This is a genomic window from Streptomyces sp. JW3, from assembly GCF_052216785.1.
In the GTDB taxonomy this organism is placed as follows: domain Bacteria; phylum Actinomycetota; class Actinomycetes; order Streptomycetales; family Streptomycetaceae; genus Streptomyces.
Genome location: NZ_JBQOUX010000085.1, coordinates 1 through 21,036 on the forward strand (window position 1 = coordinate 1; position 21,036 = coordinate 21,036).

22 protein-coding genes and 1 riboswitch are annotated in these 21,036 nt (G+C 74.2%); of the genes, 7 read left to right on the top strand and 15 right to left on the bottom strand.

All coding sequences use genetic code 11. From position 1 onward, the window contains the following. The 3 genes from ACTT8P_RS28025 to ACTT8P_RS28035 form a co-directional block, all read left to right on the top strand. The coding region (locus ACTT8P_RS28025; protein ID WP_442834548.1) for an alpha/beta hydrolase at positions 1 to 462 on the top strand (462 nt) is incomplete at its 5' end. 46 nt (positions 463 to 508) lie between these two features. Then, positions 509 to 1,066, top strand: a complete 558-nt coding sequence (gene ssuE / locus ACTT8P_RS28030; RefSeq protein ID WP_442834549.1) for an NADPH-dependent FMN reductase — start codon at positions 509 to 511, stop codon at positions 1,064 to 1,066. 118 nt (positions 1,067 to 1,184) lie between these two features. Beyond that, entirely contained in the window at positions 1,185 to 1,919 is a 735-nt protein-coding gene (locus tag ACTT8P_RS28035) for a L,D-transpeptidase family protein (protein ID WP_442834550.1), read from the top strand. Here the strand turns inward: ACTT8P_RS28035 and ACTT8P_RS28040 are convergent. The 5 genes from ACTT8P_RS28040 to ACTT8P_RS28060 are packed head-to-tail and all read right to left on the bottom strand — an operon-like array spanning position 1,888 to position 7,160. Further along, positions 1,888 to 3,084 (bottom strand): MFS transporter, encoded by a 1,197-nt coding sequence (locus ACTT8P_RS28040; protein ID WP_442834551.1) that lies wholly within the window; start codon positions 3,082 to 3,084, stop codon positions 1,888 to 1,890. The genes ACTT8P_RS28035 and ACTT8P_RS28040 overlap by 32 nt on opposite strands. 3 nt (positions 3,085 to 3,087) lie before the next feature. Beyond that, a complete protein-coding gene (locus tag ACTT8P_RS28045; protein ID WP_442834552.1) occupies positions 3,088 to 3,606 on the bottom strand; it encodes a GNAT family N-acetyltransferase in 519 nt (172 codons plus the stop codon). Beyond that, a complete protein-coding gene (locus tag ACTT8P_RS28050; RefSeq protein ID WP_442834553.1) occupies positions 3,599 to 4,771 on the bottom strand; it encodes a type III PLP-dependent enzyme in 1,173 nt (390 codons plus the stop codon). The genes ACTT8P_RS28045 and ACTT8P_RS28050 overlap by 8 nt, the downstream gene beginning before the upstream one ends. Before the next feature lie 26 nt (positions 4,772 to 4,797). Then, complete coding sequence (locus ACTT8P_RS28055) at positions 4,798 to 6,111, bottom strand: DUF6271 family protein (protein WP_442834554.1); 1,314 nt, start codon at positions 6,109 to 6,111, stop codon at positions 4,798 to 4,800. Next, positions 6,093 to 7,160 carry a phytanoyl-CoA dioxygenase family protein gene (locus ACTT8P_RS28060; protein WP_442834555.1) on the bottom strand — a complete coding sequence of 356 codons (1,068 nt, stop codon included), beginning with the start codon at positions 7,158 to 7,160 and terminating at the stop codon, positions 6,093 to 6,095. Before ACTT8P_RS28060 ends, ACTT8P_RS28055 begins: the two co-directional genes overlap by 19 nt. A gap of 329 nt (positions 7,161 to 7,489) precedes the next feature. Between ACTT8P_RS28060 and ACTT8P_RS28065 the strand changes: the two genes are divergently transcribed. Next, positions 7,490 to 9,004: a glycoside hydrolase family 3 protein gene (locus ACTT8P_RS28065; protein ID WP_442834556.1), complete on the top strand. Its 1,515-nt coding sequence runs from the start codon at positions 7,490 to 7,492 to the stop codon at positions 9,002 to 9,004. Positions 9,005 to 9,027: 23 nt separating this feature from the next. Here the strand turns inward: ACTT8P_RS28065 and ACTT8P_RS28070 are convergent, their stop codons facing one another. The 3 genes from ACTT8P_RS28070 to ACTT8P_RS28080 all read right to left on the bottom strand — a co-directional run bounded on the left by ACTT8P_RS28070 (position 9,028) and on the right by ACTT8P_RS28080 (position 11,507). Further along, complete coding sequence (locus tag ACTT8P_RS28070; protein ID WP_442834578.1) at positions 9,028 to 9,825, bottom strand: siderophore-interacting protein; 798 nt, start codon at positions 9,823 to 9,825, stop codon at positions 9,028 to 9,030. Between the two features lie 66 nt (positions 9,826 to 9,891). Beyond that, positions 9,892 to 10,824: a PDR/VanB family oxidoreductase gene (locus ACTT8P_RS28075; protein ID WP_442834557.1), complete on the bottom strand. Its 933-nt coding sequence runs from the start codon at positions 10,822 to 10,824 to the stop codon at positions 9,892 to 9,894. 53 nt (positions 10,825 to 10,877) lie between these two features. Next, complete coding sequence (locus ACTT8P_RS28080) at positions 10,878 to 11,507, bottom strand: MSMEG_1061 family FMN-dependent PPOX-type flavoprotein (RefSeq protein WP_442834558.1); 630 nt, start codon at positions 11,505 to 11,507, stop codon at positions 10,878 to 10,880. Between the two features lie 126 nt (positions 11,508 to 11,633). Between ACTT8P_RS28080 and ACTT8P_RS28085 the strand changes: the two genes are divergently transcribed. Further along, positions 11,634 to 12,284, top strand: coding sequence for a TetR/AcrR family transcriptional regulator (locus ACTT8P_RS28085; protein ID WP_442834559.1), 651 nt, complete (start codon positions 11,634 to 11,636; stop codon positions 12,282 to 12,284). Here the strand turns inward: ACTT8P_RS28085 and ACTT8P_RS28090 are convergent. From ACTT8P_RS28090 to ACTT8P_RS28120, 7 genes are all read right to left on the bottom strand, one after another. Continuing rightward, positions 12,241 to 13,065 (bottom strand): ABC transporter ATP-binding protein, encoded by an 825-nt coding sequence (locus tag ACTT8P_RS28090; RefSeq protein ID WP_442834560.1) that lies wholly within the window; start codon positions 13,063 to 13,065, stop codon positions 12,241 to 12,243. The two genes, ACTT8P_RS28085 and ACTT8P_RS28090, sit on opposite strands and share 44 nt — an antisense overlap. Continuing rightward, complete coding sequence (locus ACTT8P_RS28095; RefSeq protein WP_442834561.1) at positions 13,062 to 14,090, bottom strand: FecCD family ABC transporter permease; 1,029 nt, start codon at positions 14,088 to 14,090, stop codon at positions 13,062 to 13,064. The genes ACTT8P_RS28090 and ACTT8P_RS28095 overlap by 4 nt, the downstream gene beginning before the upstream one ends. After that, a complete protein-coding gene (locus ACTT8P_RS28100; RefSeq protein WP_442834562.1) occupies positions 14,087 to 15,130 on the bottom strand; it encodes an ABC transporter substrate-binding protein in 1,044 nt (347 codons plus the stop codon). The genes ACTT8P_RS28095 and ACTT8P_RS28100 overlap by 4 nt, the downstream gene beginning before the upstream one ends. 54 nt (positions 15,131 to 15,184) lie before the next feature. Beyond that, a riboswitch (cobalamin riboswitch) is annotated at positions 15,185 to 15,391 on the bottom strand. Continuing rightward, a complete protein-coding gene (locus ACTT8P_RS28105) occupies positions 15,386 to 16,360 on the bottom strand; it encodes an acyltransferase domain-containing protein (RefSeq protein WP_442834563.1) in 975 nt (324 codons plus the stop codon). It overlaps the preceding riboswitch by 6 nt. Positions 16,361 to 16,557: 197 nt before the next feature. Next, positions 16,558 to 17,835, bottom strand: a complete 1,278-nt coding sequence (locus ACTT8P_RS28110) for a beta-ketoacyl-[acyl-carrier-protein] synthase family protein (RefSeq protein ID WP_442834579.1) — start codon at positions 17,833 to 17,835, stop codon at positions 16,558 to 16,560. An 8-nt stretch (positions 17,836 to 17,843) separates the two neighbouring features. Further along, the gene (locus ACTT8P_RS28115) at positions 17,844 to 18,122 is read right to left on the bottom strand and encodes an acyl carrier protein (RefSeq protein WP_442834580.1); all 279 of its coding nucleotides are present in this window, start codon (positions 18,120 to 18,122) and stop codon (positions 17,844 to 17,846) included. A 309-nt stretch (positions 18,123 to 18,431) separates the two neighbouring features. Continuing rightward, positions 18,432 to 19,445, bottom strand: a complete 1,014-nt coding sequence (locus ACTT8P_RS28120) for a sporulation protein (RefSeq protein WP_442834564.1) — start codon at positions 19,443 to 19,445, stop codon at positions 18,432 to 18,434. Positions 19,446 to 19,679: 234 nt separating this feature from the next. Between ACTT8P_RS28120 and ACTT8P_RS28125 the strand changes: the two genes are divergently transcribed. Both ACTT8P_RS28125 and ACTT8P_RS28130 read left to right on the top strand, forming a co-directional pair. Further along, on the top strand, positions 19,680 to 20,324 hold the full coding sequence (locus tag ACTT8P_RS28125) for a tellurite resistance TerB family protein (protein ID WP_442834565.1): 645 nt from the start codon (positions 19,680 to 19,682) through the stop codon (positions 20,322 to 20,324). Positions 20,325 to 20,429: 105 nt separating this feature from the next. Further along, positions 20,430 to 20,933, top strand: a complete 504-nt coding sequence (locus ACTT8P_RS28130; RefSeq protein ID WP_442834566.1) for a lamin tail domain-containing protein — start codon at positions 20,430 to 20,432, stop codon at positions 20,931 to 20,933. The last annotated feature ends 103 nt before the right edge of the window (positions 20,934 to 21,036 follow it).

A 21,036-nucleotide genomic window follows, 5' to 3' on the forward strand; every position in this document is an offset into this window, starting at 1 on the left:
GCGCCGGCCGGCGTGGCGCCGGCCGGCGTGGCGCCGGACGCCGTCGTGCTGGCCGGGCTGCCGGGCCGGGCGGGCGCGACGGCTGACTCCTGGGACGACGAACTCGACGTCCGCACCTCCTGCCCCACCCACCGGGCCGTGCTCACCGAGGACCGGGGGGTGCGGCGCGGCGCCCTGGACGCCGCGCTGCCCGAGCCGCTGCTGACCGCGGCCCATCACGCCGCGCTCACCGTCCCCGCCCTGCTGCTGGCCGGGGACGCCGACCCGCTCGCCGACCACGAGTCCCTGGCCCGCACCGCCGCCGCGCTCCCCCGGGCCCGCCTCTCACTGGTCCGCGGCGCCCACCATGACGTGCTCAACGACCTCCAGCACCGCTCGGTGGCCGCCGAGATCGTCACGTTCCTGGAGACCCTGCGCAACGAACTGCGGCCCCTGATCACGGTGGAGTCCAGCGCCTGGTGAGCGCCGCCGCCGACCGTTCCCTCCTCCCGCCTCCGGAAGGTCCCTCATGGCTCTCGTCCTCTCCGTCTCCGGCAGCCCCTCTCCCACCTCCCGCACCGCACGGCTCCTGCGCCACCTCGACGACCGGCTCCGGGTGCAGGGCCACGAGGTGGTCCCGCTGGACGTGCGCACCCTGCCCGCCGACGCGCTGCTCGGCGCCGACTTCGGCCACCCCGCGATCGTCGCGGCGACGGCCCTGTTCGAACGGGCCGACGGGGTGGTGATCGGCACCCCCGTGTACAAGGCGGCCTACTCCGGGCTGCTGAAGTCGCTGCTCGACCTGCTCCCGCAGTACGCGCTGGCCGGCAAGACGGTGCTGCCGCTGGCCACCGGCGGCAGCACCGCCCATGTGCTGGCCATCGACTACGCGCTGCGCCCGGTGCTGAGTTCGATGGGCGCCGCGCACATCGTGCCGGGCTGGTTCACCCTCGACCGGAGCATCGGCGTCGGCGACGACGGGTCGCTGACCGTCGCGCCGGACGCGGCCGGGGCGCTCGCGGAGGTCACGGACCGGTTCTCCGCGGTGCTCGGCGGCCGGACCGGCGCGCCGGTCCCGGCGGCCTGACGCCGTCCTGAGCCGGTCACGGGTCTGCGCCGAACGGGGGAGGCGGAGCGGTCCGCGGGAATCCGATGCCGTGAGCGGTCAAGCAATGACTAGGACACGTACGGAGTCGGAGATCGGTATGCCCCTGAGGAAAGTCCTGGCCTGTGCGCTCGGCGCCGCGGTCTGCACCGGCCTGCTGGGAACCGGCTGTGCCCCGGAGCAGCGGGACTCCGCCGCCCGGGGTACGCCCGTGCCCGGCGCCCCGCCGGAGCGCACGGCGCACCGCCCGCTCCCCGGTGTCGGGCCCGCGCTGCGCGGCCGGGTGCCGTCCGCCGCCCGGCAGGCGGTGGTGGTGCGGGGCACGACACAGGACGGCAACCGGGCCCAGGTGGTGCTGTACGAGCGGGGCGCCGACCACGGCTGGCGGGCGGTCGCCGGTCCCTGGCCGGCCCACAACGGGCTGCGCGGCTGGACCCGCGACCACGAGGCGGGCGATCTGCGCACCCCCATCGGCGTGTTCTCGCTGAGCGACGCCGGTGGCCGACTGCCCGCCCCGTGGGCCCGGCTGCCCTACGACGAGGATCCGCTGTACAACGCCGAGGGCACCGGTCACCTCGGTGAGCCGCTGGAGGGCTCGTTCGACTACGTGGTCGCCATCGACTACAACCGGGTGCCCGGCACCACCCCGCTGGACGAGACCCGGCCGATGGGCGAGGACAAGGGCGGCGGGGTGTGGATCCACGTCGACCACGGCGGGCCGACCAACGCCTGTGTGTCGCTGCGCGAGGAGCACATGCGGGTGCTGCTGAAGGCGCTGGACCCGGCCCGCGAGCCGGTCGTCGTCATGGGACCCGAGGCGGCGCTGAAGGAGTGACCGGGGCCGGCCCGGAAACCGGCTCCCAGCTGATCCGCGTACCGCACAGCGCCACCACGGCCGCCGACCCGGCGACCGCCCCCATGCCCCACGCCAGCGAACTGGCGTCCGCGATGAAGCCGATGAGCGGTGGTCCGGCCAGCAGGCCGGTGGTGCCCATCGCGGCGACCAGGGTGAGCGCGTCCGAGCCCTGCCGGGCCGCCGCCGCGTAGACGCAGGGCGTCACGGCGGCGATGCCGAGGCCGACGCAGGCGAAGCCGAGCAGCGCGGGCAGCACACCGCCGCCGAGCAGGGCGCAGGTCAGCGCGGTGGCGGCCAGCGCGCTGCCGAACAGGACGACCCGCCGGTCGCCGAAGCGGTCCCGCCAGCCGTCGGCGAAGAGCCGGGCGACCACCATCGCGCCGGACACCACGGCGATGCCGAGCGGGGCGAGCCCGGCCGACGCGTCGACGACGTCCTTGAGGTAGAGGGCGGACCAGTCGTTCATCGCGCCCTCGGCGACCGTGCCGAAGACCATCGCGCAGCACATCCACAAGGTGAGGGCGGTGGGCACGGTCCAGCGGCGGCGCGGTTTGTCGGCCACCGAATCCTGCGGCGTGTCGTCCGTGAGCAGTCCCGTACGGGCGGTCGCGCCCAGCGCCAGGAGCAGGGCGACGGCGACCGCGAAGTGGGCGGTGACCGACTCGGTCAGCGCGGTCATGCCGGAGGCGACCAGCGCGGCGAGCAGTGATCCGGCGCTGAACGTGGCGTGCAGCCGGGCCATGGTGGTGCGCTCGAAGCGCGCCTCCAGGGCCGCTCCCTGCGCGTTCATGGCGACGTTGAGACAGCCCACGAGCAGCCCGTCCACGCACATGACCAGCAGGGCCACGTGGTAGTTCGGCGCCGCCGCGAGGGCGAGCAGGAGCAGGGCCAGGCCGAGCTGGGAGAGCAGCGCGAGCCGTCGCGAACCGAGCCGTCGCATCAGCCAGGCGACCAGCGGGAAGGAGACCGCGGCGCCGACGCCGGCGGCCATCAGGAGCACGCCGACCTCTGCGGTGCTCAGGGCGAGGCCGGTCTTGACGGCCGGGATGCGCGCCGCCCAGGTGGCGTACTGGAAGCCGAGGGAGCAGAACAGCGCGGCGGCCGCCAGCCGGCCGCGGTGGAAGGGGTCGTGGAGTCGGGACACGGATCAGCTCACTTCGCGCGGGGCCGGCACCGGCCGGGACATGTAGACGGCGTCGGCGCCGTAGCCGACCGAGGGGACGACGTCCGGGTGCGGTGCGAAGCCGCGGGCCGACCAGAACCGGTCGCTGCCGCCCACGGCGACCAGCGAGATCCGCTCGTCGCCACGGGTCCGGGCGGCGCCGGTGAGCCGGCGCAGCAGGTGCCGCGCCAGTCCCCGGCGGCGCAGGGCCGGCGCGACGACGAGGTCGTGCAGATGGAGGTTGCCGGGCGGTACCGCGGCGGCGGGCCCGGTCCGGCCGAGGTCGGGGACGGTCAGCGCCGGGTACGGCAGGGCCAGCAGGTATCCGGCCGGGCGGCCGCCGACGTCCACGACGAAGCAGGTGCCGGGCGAGACGGCCGCCCGGGACTGGAGCGCGGCCCGCCCCTCGCTGAGGCCGAGCGGGGCGTAGGCGTCGTGCTCCAGTGCCACCACGGTGTCCCAGTCGGCGCCGGTGATACGGCGGACCCGTACGGGTTCAGTCATCGGCGCCGCCCGTGACGGTGTACGGCAGCGGGGCGAAGCCGTTGAAGCCGCGGGTGGTGTAACTGAGCGCGTAGGCGCCGCAGGACAGCACCCACACCGGGTCGCCGGAGGCCAGGGTGCGGGGCACCTGGACCAGGCCGTCCTGGTGGGAGTAGGCGTCGTCGCTGTCGCAGGTCGGGCCGGCGACCACGGCCGGGACGGTGGGGCCGGCCGGGTGGCCGGGGAAGACCAGCCGGTACTGGAGGGCGTCCATCTCGTAGAGGCCGTTGAACTTGCCGCAGCTCAGGTACAGCCAGTACCGGTCCGTCCCGTCCGGGCCCCGGCGCCGGGCCAGCCGGGCGACGTGCGCGCGCACCGCGCCGTGGTCGGCGACCAGGTACCGGCCGGGTTCGACGACGAAGTCCAGGGGGCCGCCGTGGGCCCGGCGCAGGGTGTCCATGCCGTCCCGGAGCACCGCGAAAATCTTGTCCAGCGGCGGGTCCAGGGGGGCGCCGTGCCGGTCGAGGTAGCCCCGCGCGGGCAGGCCACCGCCGAGGTTGACGTGGTCCAGGGCGATGCCCCGGGCGCGCAGGGCGCGCAGTACCTCGGCGAGGTCCTCCACCGCGGCCCGCCACGCCTCGGCCGTCATCTGCTGGGAGCCGACGTGCACGGAGAGCCCGGCCGGCACCAGTCCCGCCTGCCGGGCCCGGACCAGGACCCGGACCGCGTCGGCGGGCGCGCAGCCGAACTTGTGGCTGAGGCCCCACACCGCGCCCTCGCCGCCGGTCGCCACCCGGCAGAAGACCCGGGCGCCGGGCGCGTGGACGGCGAGCGCGGCCACGTCCTCCAGGCTGTCGGTGGCGAAGGTGCGTACGCCCAGGCGGTGGGCGGCGGCGATGTTCCGGTCGGACTTGACGGTGTTGCCGTAGTGGACCCGGCCGGCCGGTACACCGGCCCGCAGCGCCTGCTCGATCTCGGCGGGGCTCGCCGCGTCGGCGCCGGCGCCCGCCCGGGCCAGCGCGCCGACGACCTCGTCCACCGGGCACGCCTTCATCGCGAACCGGACCTGGACGGCGGGCAGTTCGCGGCGCAGCGTGGCGTGGGCGCGGACGATGCCCGCCAGGTCCAGTACCAGGCGGTCCGGGCCGGCGTCGGTGAGCGCGGCGGCGAGCGGTGCGCTGAGCACGCCCGGTGCCGTCCGCGTCGGCGTGTTCACCCGGGCTGCCCGGACGGCGCGGTGAGCGGGGTGGCCTGGGCGGCGGTCATCAGCGGCTGCCACGCCTCGGTGAGCAGCGCGAAGTCCGCCATGTCGTCGCGGGCCTCGTCCAGCAGCCGGTCGCGGCGGGCGGCCAGCAGGTCGGCGACGCCGGCCCAGCGGCCGCCGAGCCGCCGGTAGGCGGTGTCGACGGTGTCGAGGCGCCGGAGGTTCTCCGTCCGGTCCAGGCCGGTGCTCTCGCGGGCCAGCGCGGCGATCGTCGCGGAGCGGACCCGGCCGGTGCCGTCCAGGAGGGTGTCGCCGGCTTCGGCCATCCGGTCGTAGACGTGGTGGAAGTAGAGCATCGACAGCAGGAACTTGACGAAGCGGGTCTGGTAGGCGCGGAAGCCGTCGTCGGTGCGGCGTTCGGCGGTGTAGTAGTTGACGATGTGCCGGTTGTGCAGGACGCCGGGCAGCCGGGCGTCGTGCACCAGGTGGATCAGGAAGTAGTCGCTGCCGATGGTGTCCCGGGCCGGTGGCAGCGGGACGCGTTCGTGCACGCCGTGGAAGGCGATGTTGCACATGTCGACGCGCATCGGGTCGACCAGCGTCAGCAGCGCGTGGTCGGTGGTGAAGGGTGCGGTGCCGGCGCCCCGGAAGGACTCGTCGGCCAGTTCGCGGCGGGCGGCGGGCGTCCAGTGGCCGGGGGCCCACAGGCCGACCACCTCGCGGTAGACCTCGGGGTCGGCGGCGCGCATCTCGGCGATGTCGACGGAGAGTTCGCCCACGAAGGAGCCGCCCACCATCGCCACCGGCCGGTCCGCGTACGCCGCCGGCAGGTCGGTGGCGGTGACCTCGGCGTGTGCCGGGAGGCGGCCGAGGGCGGCCAGTTCGTGGTGGACGGGGAAGACGGTGCGGCCGGCCAGGCGCTGGTAGCGGCTGTCGGAGTCGCGGCGGTGCACGGACTCGCAGCCCAGCGCGGCGGCGATCAGGAAGGCCCGGTCGGTGCAGGCGCCGTAGGACAGGCCGTCGGGCAGCAGGAGGTCGAGGAGCAGGTCCGGCTTGGTGCTGCCGGAGCGGGTGACGACCCGGGTGAGGAAGGCGCGCTGGGCGGCCTCGTCGAGGTGGTGGACGGTGACGCGGGGGTGCGCGGGCAGCTTCCCGAGCACGGCGGTGTGTTCGGCGTGCACGGCGGGGGCGCAGGAGTCGAGGATCAGTACCTGGACGTCGACGTCGGCGTGTTCGGCGGCGTGGGCGGCTTCCGCGCCGAGGGCCGTGAGGGTCTCGGGGCAGGCCCGGTTGGTGGGCAGGGTCAGGCAGATGCTGCGCATGCGGCGTCCCCGGTGGCCTCGTCGGTGTCGCTCCCGTCGCGCCAGGACTTCAGGCCGAGCAGGCGGGCGCCCAGGTCGTCGAGTTCGGCGGTGGGGTACCGCTCGGCCTCGGGCCGGTCGATGTCGCCGAGCAGGGTGGCGTTCCACTCGGGGGTGGCCAGGGTGCGCCAGGACTCGATCCGGGAGCGGCGCAGTTCCTCGTGCTCCTCCAGCGCGGGCATCATCGACAGGTACTGCACGGCGCGCACCCCGCCGCCCGAGGTGTTGGGGGCGACGCCGTGGGCGAGCAGGCCGTTCCAGATCAGCAGGTCGCCGGCCTTGAGGTCGGGCCGCACCACGGGCAGTTCGGCGCGGTCGATGGCGGGCCGGATGGGGTCGCGGTCCGCGGGCTGGCGGGCCTTCCAGTTCTCGAAGCGGCGGAACAGTTCCGGGCAGCACTGGAAGCCGCCGTGGTCCGGCTCGGTGTCGTTGAGGGCGATGATGCCCTGCACCCGCTGGGGCAGCACGCCGAGGGTGGTGTCGATGTCCCAGTGCAGTTCGATGTCGAAGCCGCGGTCGCGTTCCTCGAGCAGGGCGCGGTCGCGGTTCTTGACGTTGGGCGGGTTGAGGTTGAGCCGGTCCAGGGTGACCCAGAGTTCCTCGCAGTCCCATACGTCGGCGAAGGCGTCGTAGACCCGCCGGGTCTGGCGGCTGTCCCAGATGAGCTGGTGGTGGTACGCCTCGACGAAGCCGTAGATGTGCAGTTCGCGGTCGAGGTCGGAGCGGTAGCGGCGCTCCTCGTACCAGGTCTCCGGGCGGTCGGGGCGCAGGCCCTGGAAGTCCCAGGCGAAGTCCAGCAGTCGCTTGGCGGACTCGGCGGGAATGGCCTGCTCGACGACGGTGTAGCCGTAGGTCTGCCAGTGCGCGAACTGCTCCTCGGTCAGCACCCGCAGCGGGCGGGTCTTCTCCAGGTCGCGCAGTTGGGTGCGGGCCAGGTAGGTGTCGGCGTCCGCGCTGAAGTAGGGGACGTCCGAGGCGGCTCGGTACAGGTAGGGGTCGGATGTGGCCATGTGGTGCTCCAAGTCGTCGCCGTCGCACCTGCCGTGGACGGCGGTCTGTGCGCGAGGCGTGCCGCTGTGCGCACGCGGGAGGGGGCTGCGGGGTTCCGCTCGGGGCCGGGTGGCGGAGCGGGAGCGGCGGACACCGGTCCACGGTGCCTCGCGCCGAACGTGGCCTCACAATGGACTAGACCAAGTGGCGGTGTCAACACCCCTGCCGAGCAGCGTCGTTGACCCGAATTCAAGATCCTCGGCCCCGGCTCCGCCCTTGACACACCTGGTTAGCCTGGGCGCATCGTGTGCTTGGTCCGTACCAGGAAAACACCCGAAAGGCGCGGCCGATGTCCTCCAGCAGCAACCACGGTGGCGCGTTGCGCCGGCTCGCGCTCAACGTCCTCCAGCCGGGCTTCGTGGGCACCGAGGCACCCGACTGGGTGCTGCGCGCCGTCGCCGACGGACTCTCCTCCGTCGTCCTCTTCGCCCGGAACATCGACTCCCCGGACCAGGTGGCCCGGCTGACCGAGCGGCTGCGCGCCGAGAACCCCGCGCTGATCGTCGCCATCGACGAGGAGGCCGGGGACGTCACCCGGATCGAGTCCGCCACCGGCTCCAGCCGGCCCGGCAACTTCGCCCTCGGCACCGTCGACGACCCGGAGCTGACCGAGGCCGTCGCCGCCGACCTGGGGCGGCAACTGCGCGCCGCCGGGGTGAGCCTGGACTACGCGCCCAGCGCGGACGTCAACTCCAACCCCGACAACCCGGTGATCGGGGTGCGGTCCTTCGGCACCGGTACCGACGTGGTGTCCCGGCACACCGCCGCCTGGGTGCGCGGGCTCCAGTCGGCGGGGGTGGCGGCCTGCGCCAAGCACTTCCCCGGGCACGGGGACGTGGCCGTCGACTCGCACCACGACCTGCCCGCCTATCTGGCCGGCCGCGACGAGATCGAGGCGCGGGCGCTGCCCCCGTTCCGGGCCGCCGTCGACGCGGGCGTGCGGGCGGTGATGAGCGGCCACTTGCTGGTGCCCGCCTACGACCCCGGCCTGCCGGCCACCCTCAGCCGGCGCGTCCTGCACGACCTGCTCCGCGGCGAGCTGGGCTTCGACGGCCTGGTCGTCTCCGACGCCATCGAGATGGCCGCGGTGACCCGGGCGTACGGCATCGGCGGGGCGGCGGTGCGGGCCGTGGCGGCCGGGGTGGACGCCGTCTGCGTCGGCGGCGAGAGCGCCGAGCAGTCCACCACCGAGCTGCTCGCCGCCGCGCTGGCCGGCGCGGTGACGGACGGGGAACTCGCCGAGGAACGGCTGGCCGACGCGGCACGCCGGGTGGCGGAGTTCGCCGACTGGTCGGTGAAGCTGCGGGAGTCCGGCGGCGACGCGTCCCCGGGCGCCGTCGGCATCGGGCAGCTCGCCGCCCGCCGGGCCGTCCGGGTCACCGGAGCCGGCCGGGACGCGCTGCCCCTGCCGTCCGCGCCGCACGTGGTGGAGCTGGCGCCGGCCACCAACCTGGCGATCGGCAAGGAGACGCCCTGGGGGCTCGCCGCCGCGCTGCGGGAGCGGCTGCCGGACACCACCTCGGTACGCGTGCACGGGCATGAACTCCGGGCCCGTACCGTCGCGTTGGAGGAGTGCGCGCTGCGCCCGGCGGTGGGGCGCCCGTTGGTGGTCGTGGTCCGGGACGCCGCCCGGCACGGCTGGATGAGCCGCGCCGTCACCGACCTGACGACGGCCCGCCCGGACGCCGTACTGGTGGAGATGGGGCTGCCGCATCCGCTCACCGAAGGCGCGGTGCAGGTCTTCACGCACGGCGCGAGCACCGCCTCCGGGGTGGCCGCGGCGGAGGTTCTGACCGGCGGCTGACCCGCACCGGCGGCGGGCCGGGCTCAGCCGACGCTCGACCGGCCCTGTCGCCAGTAGCCGTGGAAGGCGATGTCCGGCTTGGGCATGGACCACTCCCGCACCAGATGCCGGCGGACACCGGTGGCCAGCCGGGACTCGCCCGCCACCCACGCGTATCCCCGGCCCGGCCGCGGCTCGGCGCGCCGCACCGCGTCGAGGGCCGCCGCGCCGGGCCCGGCGCCGTCGCGGGCCAGCCAGTGCACCGTGACGCCCTCGGGCACCCGGAGGCCGGTACGGAAGTCGGCCCGCTCGGGCACCTCCAGGAACACGTCCCCGGTGAGGGAGCCGGGCGCGGCGTCCAGGATGGCCAGGATCGCGGGCAGCGCGCTCTCGTCGCCGACGAGCAACTGCCACCCGGCGTCCTCGGGCGGCAGGTAGGTGATGCCCATGTCGAAGACGCCGGCCGGATCACCGGGCCGGGCGCCCCGCGCCCACGCGGCGGCCGGACCGTCGGCGTGCAGCGCGAACTCGATGTCCAGCTCGCCGAGTTCGGGCCGGACGCGGCGGACGGTGTAGTTGCGCACCCGGGGTCTGCTCGCCTTGGGCATCAGCAGCACCTCGGCCATCCACGCCTCGCTGTCGCGGCTCGGCATCCGCAGCCGCTCCTGGCCCGCGCGGGGGAAGAACAGCCGTACCGTCTGGTCGCGGCCCATCGGTTCCAGGTGGGCCAGTTCCGGGCCGCCGAGGGTGACGGAGAGGAAGGCGGGGCTCAGCCGCTCGGTGGCCCGCACCGCCAGGGTGATCATGCGCCGGGTCCGGGGCATGCGCACTTTGGGCAGCATGCTCATGGGAGTCTCGCTTCCGTGTTCATGGGATCGGGTGCTCGGACACAGCTGGTCCGGTACGGCTCACAGGTCCACGACGAGCCGCGCCGAGCGGGCGCGGGAGACGCACGGGTACATCCGGCCGGCCGGGGCGCCGATGTCGTCGCGGTGGTCGGGTTCGCCGTCCAGGACGGTGAGTTCGCAGCTGCCGCAGACGCCCTCCCGGCAGCCCGCCGCCACCGTCCGGCCGCTGTGCGCGAGGGCGTCGAGCAGGGACCTGCCCGCCGGCACCTCGACCGTCCCGCCCGACCGGGCGCACTCCACCGCGAAGGCGGTGTCCGGACCGAACGCGCGGCGCACCGGCCGGAACCGCTCCGCGTGCAGCCGCCCGGCGGGGAACGCCTGCTCGGCGGCGGACAGCAGCGGCGCGGGGCCGCAGCAGTAGACCAGGGTGTCCGCGGCCAGGTCCGCGGCCAGCGCGCGCGGGTCGGGGCGGCCCTGTTCCCGGGTGGCGACGAGACGCACCCGGTCCCCGTACCGGGCCCGCAGGTCCTCCGCGAACGGCATCGCGGCCACCGACGGACCCACGTACACCAGCCGGGCGGGCAGCCCGGCCGCCGTCACCGCCCGCAGCATCGGCAGCACGGGGGTGATGCCGATACCGCCGGCCAGGAACAGGTAGCCCGGTGCGGGCCGCAGCGGGAAGTGGTTGCGCGGCGCCGACACCGTCAGGGCGCGCCCGGCGCGCAGGAAGCGGTGGACGTACTCCGAGCCGCCCCGGCTGAGGCGGTCGTGGCGGACGGCGATCCGGTAGGTGTCCCGGTCGGCCGGGTCCCCGCACAACGAGTACTGCCGGATCAGCCAGTTGGGCAGTGACACGTCGATGTGGGCGCCCGGCTCCCAGGGGGCGAGCGGTCCCCCGGTGGCCTTGAGGGCGAGGGAGACGACGTCCTCGGTGACGGGTTCGAGGCGGTCGACCACGACGGTCTGCTGGGTCTGCTCGGTCTGTGGTGCCATGGGGTTTCGGTGTCCTTGTGGGCCTGGGCGTCCGGTCGGCCTGGTCGGCCCGGTCAGTAGAGGTCGCGGTAGCCGTCCTCGAGACGGCGGTCGATGAACCCCGGATCGACGTCGAGGCCGAACTGGCCGACGGCGACCTCGCCGGCCGAGGGCATCTCGGCGGCGAGCGACTGGGCGGCGGGGTCCCACAGTCGGGACCGGATGAGCGCGCGGCCGCAGTGGAAGTACGCCTCCTCCACCTCGACCAGAATCGCCAGCACCGGTCGCCGGGCCTCGGTCTCCATCCGGGCCAGCACGTCGGGCTCGTCGGTGGGCCGGGCCCGGCCGTTGACCCGCAGCGTCTCCCGCAGGCCGGGGATGAGGAAGAGCAGCCCGATGCCGTCGTTCTCGGCGAGGTTGTGAAAGGAGTCGGCGATCCGGTTGCCGGGGCGGTCGGGGATGGCGAGGGTGCGGTCGTCGAGGACCTTCACGAAGCCGGGGTAGTCGCCCCGGGGCGAGCAGTCGGCGCGGCCCCGGGCGTCGGCCGTGGCCATCGCGAGGAACGGCGAGTGGGCGATGAACCGGCGGAAGAAGTCGTCCAGGCGGTCGGTCTTCTTCGCCGCGGCCATGGCGTCGGGCGCACCGAGCCGGGCCCGGACCTCGTCCGGGCGGACACTGCGGTACGGGGTGGCGGCATGCGTCATGAAAGGTCCTTCCGCGGGGCGGATCGGCGGCCGTCCTTGACGGCTCCGCCGCAGGTCATGACAGTATTGTGAGCAATTGTTCAGGTCGTCCGCCACTCGCTTTCGCGGCGCTGCCCAGGAGGTTGCATGACATCCGGCCGACGCGGTCTCGCCCCACGTAAACAGCCCCGTCAGGTGCGCGCCGAGCTGACCCGGCAGCGCATCCTGGACGCGGCTGCTCACATTTTCGAGGAGTACGGCTACGCGGCGGGCACCACCAACCGGATCGCCGAACGGGCCCGGGTGTCGATCGGTTCCCTCTACCAGTACTACCCGAACAAGGACGCGATCCTGGTGGAGCTGGTGACCCGGCACCTGGAAGCCGGTGAGGCCAGTGTCGCCCGGTACCTGGCCGAGGGGCTGCCCGAGTCGCTGGAGGGCATCCTGCGGGTGTTCGTCCGGGCGGCGGTCGAGAACCACGTCGCGGATCCGCAACTGCTGCGGGTGATGGCCGAGGAGGCGCCGCGGGCCCCCGAGCTGCTCGCGAAGGTGAACGCGTACGAGGAGGAGCGCGTCCGGTACGGCCGGGAGCTGCTGGAGCGCCATCCCGAGGTGCGGGTGACCGACACCGAGGCCGCCGCCCGGCTCCTGGTGACCACGGTGGAGCTGGTGGTCCACAAGATCTGCTCGGCGCCGGTGCCGCTGGAGACCGGCCGGCTGGAGGACGAACTGGTGGCCATGCTGCACCGCTATCTCACCGGCGGGGCGGCTGTGTCGCGCGGCGCAGGAAGCGGATGACCGGGTGGCCGGGGCCGTCGGTGACCTCGGCGCGGACGCCGTAGACACGTTCGATGAGGGACGGGGTCAGGACGTCGCCCGGGACGCCCTCCGCGACGGTCCGGCCCTCGCTGAGCACGAGGACGCGGTCGCAGTACATCGCCGCGAGGTTGAGGTCGTGCAGTGCGACGACGGTGGTGACGGGCAGGCCCACCACCAGTTCCAGCAGGTCCAGTTGGTGCTGGATGTCGAGGTGGTTGGTGGGTTCGTCCAGCAGCAGTTCGCGTGGTTCCTGGGCGAGCGCGCGGGCGATCTGGGCGCGCTGGCGTTCGCCGCCGGACAAGGTGTGCCAGGACTGGCCGGCCCGGTCGGTGAGGCCGGTGCGGTCGAGGGCGGCGGCGACGGCGCGGGCGTCCGCGGCCGATCCGGCCGCCCAGGGGCGGCGGTGCGGGACCCGGCCGAGGGCGACGACGTCCCGGACGGTCAGTTCGGTCTGGGTGTCGGCGTGCTGTTCGACGGTGGCGAGGCGGCGGGCCGCGCTCCGGCGGCCGACTTCGGCCAGCGGCCGGCCGTCGAGAGTGACCACGCCGGCGGCGGGGCGCAGCACCCCCGCCAGCAGTCTGAGCAGGGTGGACTTGCCCGACCCGTTGGGGCCGAGCAGACCGACCGTCTCGCCCGGGCGCGGGGCGAGGCTGACACCGTCCACCACGAGCCGCCCGCCGGCCCGCCGGCCCACGCGGTCGGCGCGCAGCCCGCCGGCGGCGGGGGCGGTTTTCAGGCCGGCCGCCTCCGAGTCGTTCACGACCGCCGCCTCCCCCGGTAGAGGACGGCCACGAACGCGGGTACGCCGATGAGGGAGGTCACCACTCCCACCGGGATCTCCTGCGGGTCGAGGACGGTACGGGCCAGGGTGTCCACCCAGACCAGGAAGACCGCGCCGGTCAGCACGGTGACCGGCAGCAGCCGGGCGTGGCCGGCGCCGGTGAGCGCGCGGGTGGCGTGCGGCAGCACCAGCCCGACGAAGCCGATCGCCCCGGCGCAGCTGACCAGGGCGGCGGTGAGCAGGGCGGTGGCGCACAGCAGTACGAGCCGGGTCCGGGCCACCCGCACGCCGAGGCTCGCGGCGGCCTCCTCGCCGAAGGTGAACGCGTCCAGGGTGGCCGAGTGGACCAGACAGACCACCAGTACGGCGGCCAGCACCCCGGCGCACAGCAGTACGTCGGTCCAGCCGGCCCCGGTGAGCGAGCCCAGCAGCCAGAACATCACGCCCCGGGTGGTCTCGGCGTCCGCCGACGTCAGTACCGTGAACGAGGTCAGCGCGGAGAACAGCTGCATGGCGGCCACCCCGGACAGCACGACCCGGTCGACGCTGCCGCCGAGGCTGTGGCTGAGCAGCAGCACCAGCGCGAAGGAGACCAGGGCGCCGACGAACGCCCCGGCGGACAGCGACACCGCTCCCCCGCCCACGCCGAGCACGATCACCGCGACCGCGCCGGTCGAGGCGCCGGAGGAGACGCCGAGGACGAACGGGTCGGCCAGCGGGTTGCGCAGCAGGGACTGCATGACCGCCCCGCACAGCGCGAGGCCCGCGCCGCACACCGCGGCCAGCAGGGTGCGCGGCATCCGCAGGTCCCACACGATGCCGTCGCGCAGCGGGGCCAGCGCGCCCTCGCCCAGCCCCAGATGGGCGGCGACCGAGGCCCAGACGTCGGCCGTGGAGATGTCGGCCGGTCCGATGGTCACCGCGACGGCGACCGACACCACGAGCGCGGCCAGTCCGGCCGCGGTGAGCAAGGGGGTCCGGAGGCCGGCCGGTATGCCGCTCACTTGGCGAACCCGAGGTCCCGCAGCCCTTCGGCCACCTTCTCGATGCCCTCCACGGTGCGGATGGACGGGTTCATCGCCTGCCCGCTGAGCAGCACGTACCGCTTCTTCCGCACGGCTGTGAGGTTGCGGGTGGCCGGGTTGGTCTCCAGGAACTCGATCTTGGCTGCGGCGGTCTCCGCGGTCTGCGACTTCCGGGTCAGGTCGCCGAGGACGATGACGTCGGGGTCGCGGTCGGCGACGGTCTCCCAGTTGATCTGGGGCCATTCGTCGTGGGTGTCGGAGAAGACGTTCCGGGCGCCGAGGGCGCGGGTGATGGCGCCGGGGGCACCGCAGCACCCGGCGAGGTAGGGCGCCTGGGAGTTGGCGAACCAGTACATGAGGGAGACGTCGGACACCGCCAGACCGTCCGTGGCCGCACGGACCCGTTCCTTGAGCCGCTTCACGAGCGCGTCGCCGCGCTGGTCGACGCCGAAGGCGCGGGCCAGGTCGTGTATCTCGCCGTACACCGTGCCGAGGGTGAGCGGGGTGGCGCGGGAGCCGTCGCCGCCGCTGTCGTTGTCCTTGCCGGCGCCGCAGTCGGCCGGGGAGACGTACGTCGGCACGCCCAGCTTCTCGAACTGTTCGCGGGTGGCGACCCCGCCGGTGCCGAGCGTGGAGACGAAGGAGGCGGTGACGAAGTCGGGTCCGGCGTCCAGGACCTTCTCGAAGGAGGGGGCGTTGTCGGCCAGCCGGGGCACCCCGGCGTTCGCCTTCGCCAGGTCCTTCGGCACCGGGTCGGTCCAGGTGGCGGTGCCGGCCAGCCGGTCGGCGAGTCCGAGGGAGAGGAGGATCTCGGTGCTGCCCTGGTTGAGGGAGACGGCGTGCCTCGGCGCCGACTTCAGGGTGACGGTGTGGCCGCAGTTCTGGAGGGTCACCGGGTATCCGGCGGCGGAGGCGCCTGCGGACGTCCCCTGCGTTCCGGCGGTGCCGCACGCGGTGAGCAGCAGCAGGCAGGTGGACAGGAGCGCGGCGGAACGGGGGGTGGAACGGAGCACGGGCATGCCTCGGGTGTCGGGGCTCTGGACGCGGAGCCTGGCCTGTGGTCGACCTCCGCGCGGGGCGCGGAGGTGCCAGCAGGTCTTCGGACTCGGGTTCGTCCGGACGAGGCGCCTTCCCAGGACGGTGCCCCGCCGTCGCGCGGTGCTCGTCCCAGTGGCATCAGTGCCCCGCCCGTCCCCCTCACCGCTGCGCGTCAGTTCCGGATTCGCACCGGATTCCCTGACCACCGGGGTGGTGGCGTGACTGGCCCCGACAGACTACCAAGCACCCTGGCCGGGGCGGTGCGGCGGGGCGACGGCGGCCAGCCGCTGCCGTATCCGCTCCGCGCCGACCGGGGTGCGCAGCGGCGCGGCGGTCGCGCAGCCCGGCAGTCCGACCTTGACCAGGGCGCTCAGCAGAGCCCGGGGGCCGCTGTCGATGTAGGTGGTGAAACCGGCCCCGCGCAGGGCGCGCAGGGCGCGGTGCAGGGCCATGGGTTCGGTGAGGTGGGCGGCGGCGGCGGTGCGCAGTTGGGCGGGGGTCGCGGCCCAGCGCCCCGCCGTGGTGTGCACGGCGAGCGCGGGCCGGGCGATCGGCTGGGCCCGCAGCAGCCCGCGGAAGGACCGGTGCACCTCCCCCAGCAGCGGATGGTGGAAGGCGGTGCGGCTGGCCAGCCGGGTCACCCGGTGCCCGCCGTCCAGCAGCGCCCGCTCCAGGTGCGCGAGCTGGGCGTCGGGGCCGGCGAGGACCACCTGGGCGGGCGCGTTGCGGGCGGCGATCCGGACCTGCGCGGTGCCACAGGTACGGATCAGGCGGGCCGCCCGGTCGGCGTCGGCGTCGGTGGCCACCATGCCGGCCGCCGGCAGTCCGGCGGTCCGCAGCAGCCGGTCCCGGACGCGCAGCAGTTGGACGCCCTGGCGCACCGTGACGGCCCCCGCGACGGTGAGGGCCGCCAGGTCTCCGACGCTGTGCCCGAGGACCGCGTCGACCCGGGGGCCGGCCAGGTCCAGCAGGACGGTGGCGGCGGCCACCACCGCGGCGTACGTGGCCAGGTCGAAGCCGAGGGGGTCCGTGCGCAGGAGTTCCTCGGGGCCGGGGGCGTCCTCCTCGGTGAGGAGCCGGCCGACGGGCAGGGCGCCGGGGCGGCGGCCTGGCGCGTGGGCGTCCACGGTCGCCAGCACCTCGGCGACCGCGGGCACCTCGCGCAGGTGGCGCAGGGCGCCGGGGAGGTAGGCGCCCTGGCCGGGACACATCAGTACGGTGCGGGGCCGATCCGCCGGCACCGCACCGCCGGCGGCGCTCAGGGGGAGAGCGGCGGTGGGCGGACCGCTCGCGGAACGGACGCCGGCGGGCGACCCGCTCGTGGTACGGCCGCTCACCGGCGGGCCGCTCACCGGATGTTGACTCAGGGAACGTTGCTGCATGGGACGCTGCCTCATGGGGCGTTGGCTCATGAACCGGTCGTGAAGGCCAGCGCGACGTTGTGTCCGCCGAAACCAATGCTGGTGCTGAGGGCCGCCAGCGGTCCCGCCGGCAGGGGTTCGGGGTCGCGGCCGACCACGTTCAGCTCGATCGCCGGGTCCACGCGTTCCAAGCTGCGGGTGGGCGGCGCGGTTCTGTCCCGCAGGGCGAGGACGGTGGTGACCGCCTCGATGGCACCGGCGGCGCCCAGCGTGTGCCCGAGGGCCGCCTTGGTCGCGCTGACCGTCACGTCGTCCAGCACCTTCCCGAACGCCATGTGCAGCGCCTGCGCCTCGCTGAGGTCGCCGACCGGCGTCGAGGTGGCATGCGCGTTGACGTGCCGGACCTCCTCCGGGAAGAGCCCCGCGTCACCGAGGGCGGCGGTCACGGCGGCCGCGCAGCCCGTCCCGCCCGGCGCCGGCTGGGCGACGTGGTGGCTGTCGTTGGTGATGCCGGCGCCGGTCAGCCGGCAGTGCACCCGGGCACCGCGGGCCGCCGCGTGCCCGGCGCTCTCCACCACGAGGATGCCGGCCCCCTCCCCCATCACGAAGCCGTCGCGGTCGGCGTCGAAGGGACGGGACGCCCGCTCGGGGTCGTCGCACCGCCGGGACAGGGCCCGCAGCCGGGCGAACCCGGCGAAGATCAGCGGATGCAGACCGGCCTCCGCGCCGCCCGCGATCACCACGTCGGCGCGGTCCTGACGGATCAGGGCGAGGGCCTGGGCGAGCGCCTCCGCGCCGGACGCGCAGGCACTGACCGGGGTGTGCACGCCGGAGGTGGCGCCGACCAAAAGCCCCACCTCGGCGGCGGCGTGGTTGGGCAGCATGACCGGGATGGCCCGGGGGCTGACCCGGTCCGGGCCGCCCGTCTCCAGTCTGCGGTTCTGGTCCAGGATGCTGAGGAACCCGCCCAGCCCCACCCCGACGACGACCACCACCCGCGAGCCGCTCCCGGCGAGTGCCTTGCCGTCGGGCAGTCCGGCGTCGCTCAGTGCCTCCCGCGCGGCGACCAGGGCGAACTGCGCGGAACGGTCGCAGTGCGCGGCCTTCGCGGGGGACAGCACCGAGCCGGGGTCCACGGCGGCGGGTGCCGCGAGATAGACCTGGGACGGTCCGTCCGGCGGACCGTAGTCGATGCTCTCGACACCGCAGGCGCCGCCCAGCAGCGCCGCCCAGGTGGACGGGACGTCACCGCCCAGTGCCGTGGTCATGCCCAGCCCCGTGACGACCGCGGCGGCCGGCGCGCCGCGGTCCGGCGCCGCCCTCAACTGTGGGCTCACGCGGCGCCGCCGGCCGGGGCGGGGACCAAGGAGGAGAGATGGTCGACGATCTCACGGACCGTGGTCAGCCGCGCCGCGTCGTCCACCGGCACCTGGACCTGCCAGCGGTCCTCGATCGCGGCGACCAGTTCCAGCAGCGCCAGTGAGTCGACGCCGAGGTCGTCCTTCAGGACGCTGTCGTAACCGACCTCCTCGGCGGACACGTCCTCGACGGTGACGGCCAGCAGTTCCCGCAGCTGGTCGAAGAGTTCACGGTCGTCGGCGGTGGGCGGCATGGGGTGTTCCTCCTTGGTCGTCGGCACGCGGCGCACCCGGGCACGGGCCGGCCGAAACGCCGCCCGCACCGGGTACTCCGACGCGGCACCGGCACCTGCCGGATGCACGCCGACAGCCTTTCCGACCATCCGGAACGATAAGCGCCGTTTGCAAAGGAACAGCGGAGCAGCCGGAGCACGCGAGGGGCGTGCCGCAACTCCCTTGCCGCCCCCGTGCGTTCGGGCGCCCCGTACCGCACCGAGGGTACGGAGCGGCCCGCGCGTAAAGGAGGAAGCGCTCCGCCGCGCCGCGCTGTCACCGGCGGCGGCTCACTCCTCGGACTCCTCGCCGCCCTCGTCGTCGCCCTCGTCGTCGCCCTCGAAGAAGTCGCCGATCTCGTCGACGACTTCGGCCGCGACCATCCCGCCGACGACGCCGACCGCCAGGCCCGCGGCCCCGGCGGCGACGGCGGTGCCGATGCCCGGCCCGGAGCGGTGCCCGTCGTGGTGGTGCTCCTCGTGGCCGTGGTGGCCGTGGGGGTCGTGGTGACCGTACGAGGCGTGCGCACCGTAGGCGGCCCGGTGGTCGATCAGCTGCCGGATCCAGCCGTCCACCTCGGCGCTCCAGTCGCGGACGTCGTGGTGGCCGACGGTGAAGCGGGTGAGGGCGTCTTGCCCCTCGGAGAGGAACCCGCCGCGCTTGTCGGCCTCCAGCACGATCTCCAGGCCGCCGGGGTGGGCGAGGAAGGTCAGCTCGATCTCGTTGACCTGGTGGGCGTACTGCGGGGCCGGGATCAGCTCGATCTCCTGGTAGAAGGGCAGTTGCTGCCCGGTGCCGCCGATCCGGCCGTACTCCAGGTCGGCGGAGCGGAAGCCGAAGCCGAGCTGTCCCAGCGCCTCCAGGACCGCCTCCTGGGCGGGCAGCGGGGCCACGGTGAGCTGGTCGAGGTCCCCCTTGTCGCGGGCGCCCGCCACCGACAGTTCGGTGCGCACGCCGAGCACGACGCCGAGGCCCTGTCCGTACAGCTCGGTGACCGGGGTCTCCCACGGCAGCGTCACACCGAACGGCACGGCGCGCTCCTCGCCCTCGGCGAGCCGGAATCCGCCGCCGACCACGAACCGGTCGAAGGCGACCACGCCCTCGCTCTCGCCCTCGGCGTGCTCGGCCTCGACCCGCGCCACCAGTTCCAGCGTGATGTGCTCGATGTCGAAGTCGGCGGTGCCGCCCCTGAGCCGGACCTCGCCGCTGAGCACGGCACCGGGACGGGCCGCGCCCGGGGCGAGGACCGTGTCGACCGTGGGCCCGCCCACGCCGAGCGAGCCGAGCAGTCGTTTGAACACCATCGTGGCGTCCACTCCTTCATGTGACGTCATGTTCTACGTGCATGTAGAAGACTAGAGGCAGAAGAGCGGTCGGCGGCACCCGAGTTGGGCCGGCCGGGTGTCCGGTCCGCACCCACGGGGTTTTACTCCTCCTTTGCCCGCGGGGAACCGCACGGCCGCGGGAGGCGTTTGATCGGGTGGGCACGCAGTAGCGTGATCGACGACCTACCCGACAGCAGCAGAAGGTGGCACCCAGTGGCGATGTGGGACCGGATCAAGGACCAGGCCAAGAACCTCCAGCAGTCCCAGAGCACGCGCGGCACGGGCGGCGGACACGGGCCGGGCCACCCCCAGGGACAGGCGCAGGGGCAGGGCGGATACGGCAGTCAGGGGCAGAGCCCGTACGGCGGTCAGGCGCAGCCGCACGGCCACGGCGCGGGCGGCTCGTCCTCCGGCGGTTCCAAGGCCCAGCTGATCGGCCTGTTCAAGTCGCAGCTGGCGTCGGTCAAGACGGAGCTGAAGAGCGGCGCCTACCGGGACGCGAGCATGGCGATGTGCGCGCTGGTGGCCGCGGCGGACGGGCAGGTGGAGCCGGCGGAGCGGCAGCGGGTGGAGGAGCTGATCGTCACCAACGAGGTGCTCCAGAACTTCCCGGCGGACCAGCTCCGCCAGCGCTTCAACCAGCACGTGGACCGGCTGCTCGGCAACTTCCAGGCGGGCAAGGCGGAGGCGCTCCAGGTGATCGCCAAGGCCGCCAAGAAGCCCGCCGAGGCCCGTGCCGTCGTACAGACCGGCATCGTGGTGGCCGGCGCGGACGGGGTCTTCGAGCCGGCCGAGCAGCAGGCCATCCGCGAGGCGTGCACCGCCCTCGGCCTGCCGCCCACCGAGTTCGCCGTCTGAGCGGAGCCACGGCACCCACACTTTCTCCACCTTCCCGTCACCTTACGTTCACCCCCTCGGTATGCTCCGGACGTTCCGTTCGCTCCACTGAGGGGGGATTTCCTCATGCGTATACGTCCTGTCCTGACAGCCACCGCCGCCACCGCCGCGGTCGGCGCGCTCGGCCTCGCCGTCGCCGTCCCGGCCCAGGCGGCCGAGTACACCTCGGCGCTGAAGGTCGCGGGGATCCAGTACGACGCGCCCGGCACGGACTCCAACAAGTGCTCCGGGGGCAACACGAAGAACGAGTACCTGACGATCAAGAACTACTCGCGCACCAAGACCGTGAACCTGAAGGGCTACCTGGTCAAGGATGCCGCGGGGAACCGGTTCACCTTCAAGACGAGCCACAAGCTGGAGCCGGGCGACTACGTGAAGCTGCGCGGCGGGCGCGGCACCGACTCCGACTCGGGCAACGTCGTCTACCGGCAGAACTGCAACTTCGTGTGGAACAACGACAAGGACACCGTCTACCTGGTCAAGCCGTCCGGCAGCCGGGCCGATGTCCACTCGTACACCAAGAAGGCCAACGACCGGGACGGCAACGGGTACATCAAGTACCACGGCTGACCCGGGTCCGGTTCCTCAAGGGAGTCTGGCGGCTTCCTTAAGGCTTTTTGAAGTTGACCTTCGCGGCCGGTATCCGGACCGGGTCCGGCCTAGGCTCTCGGCA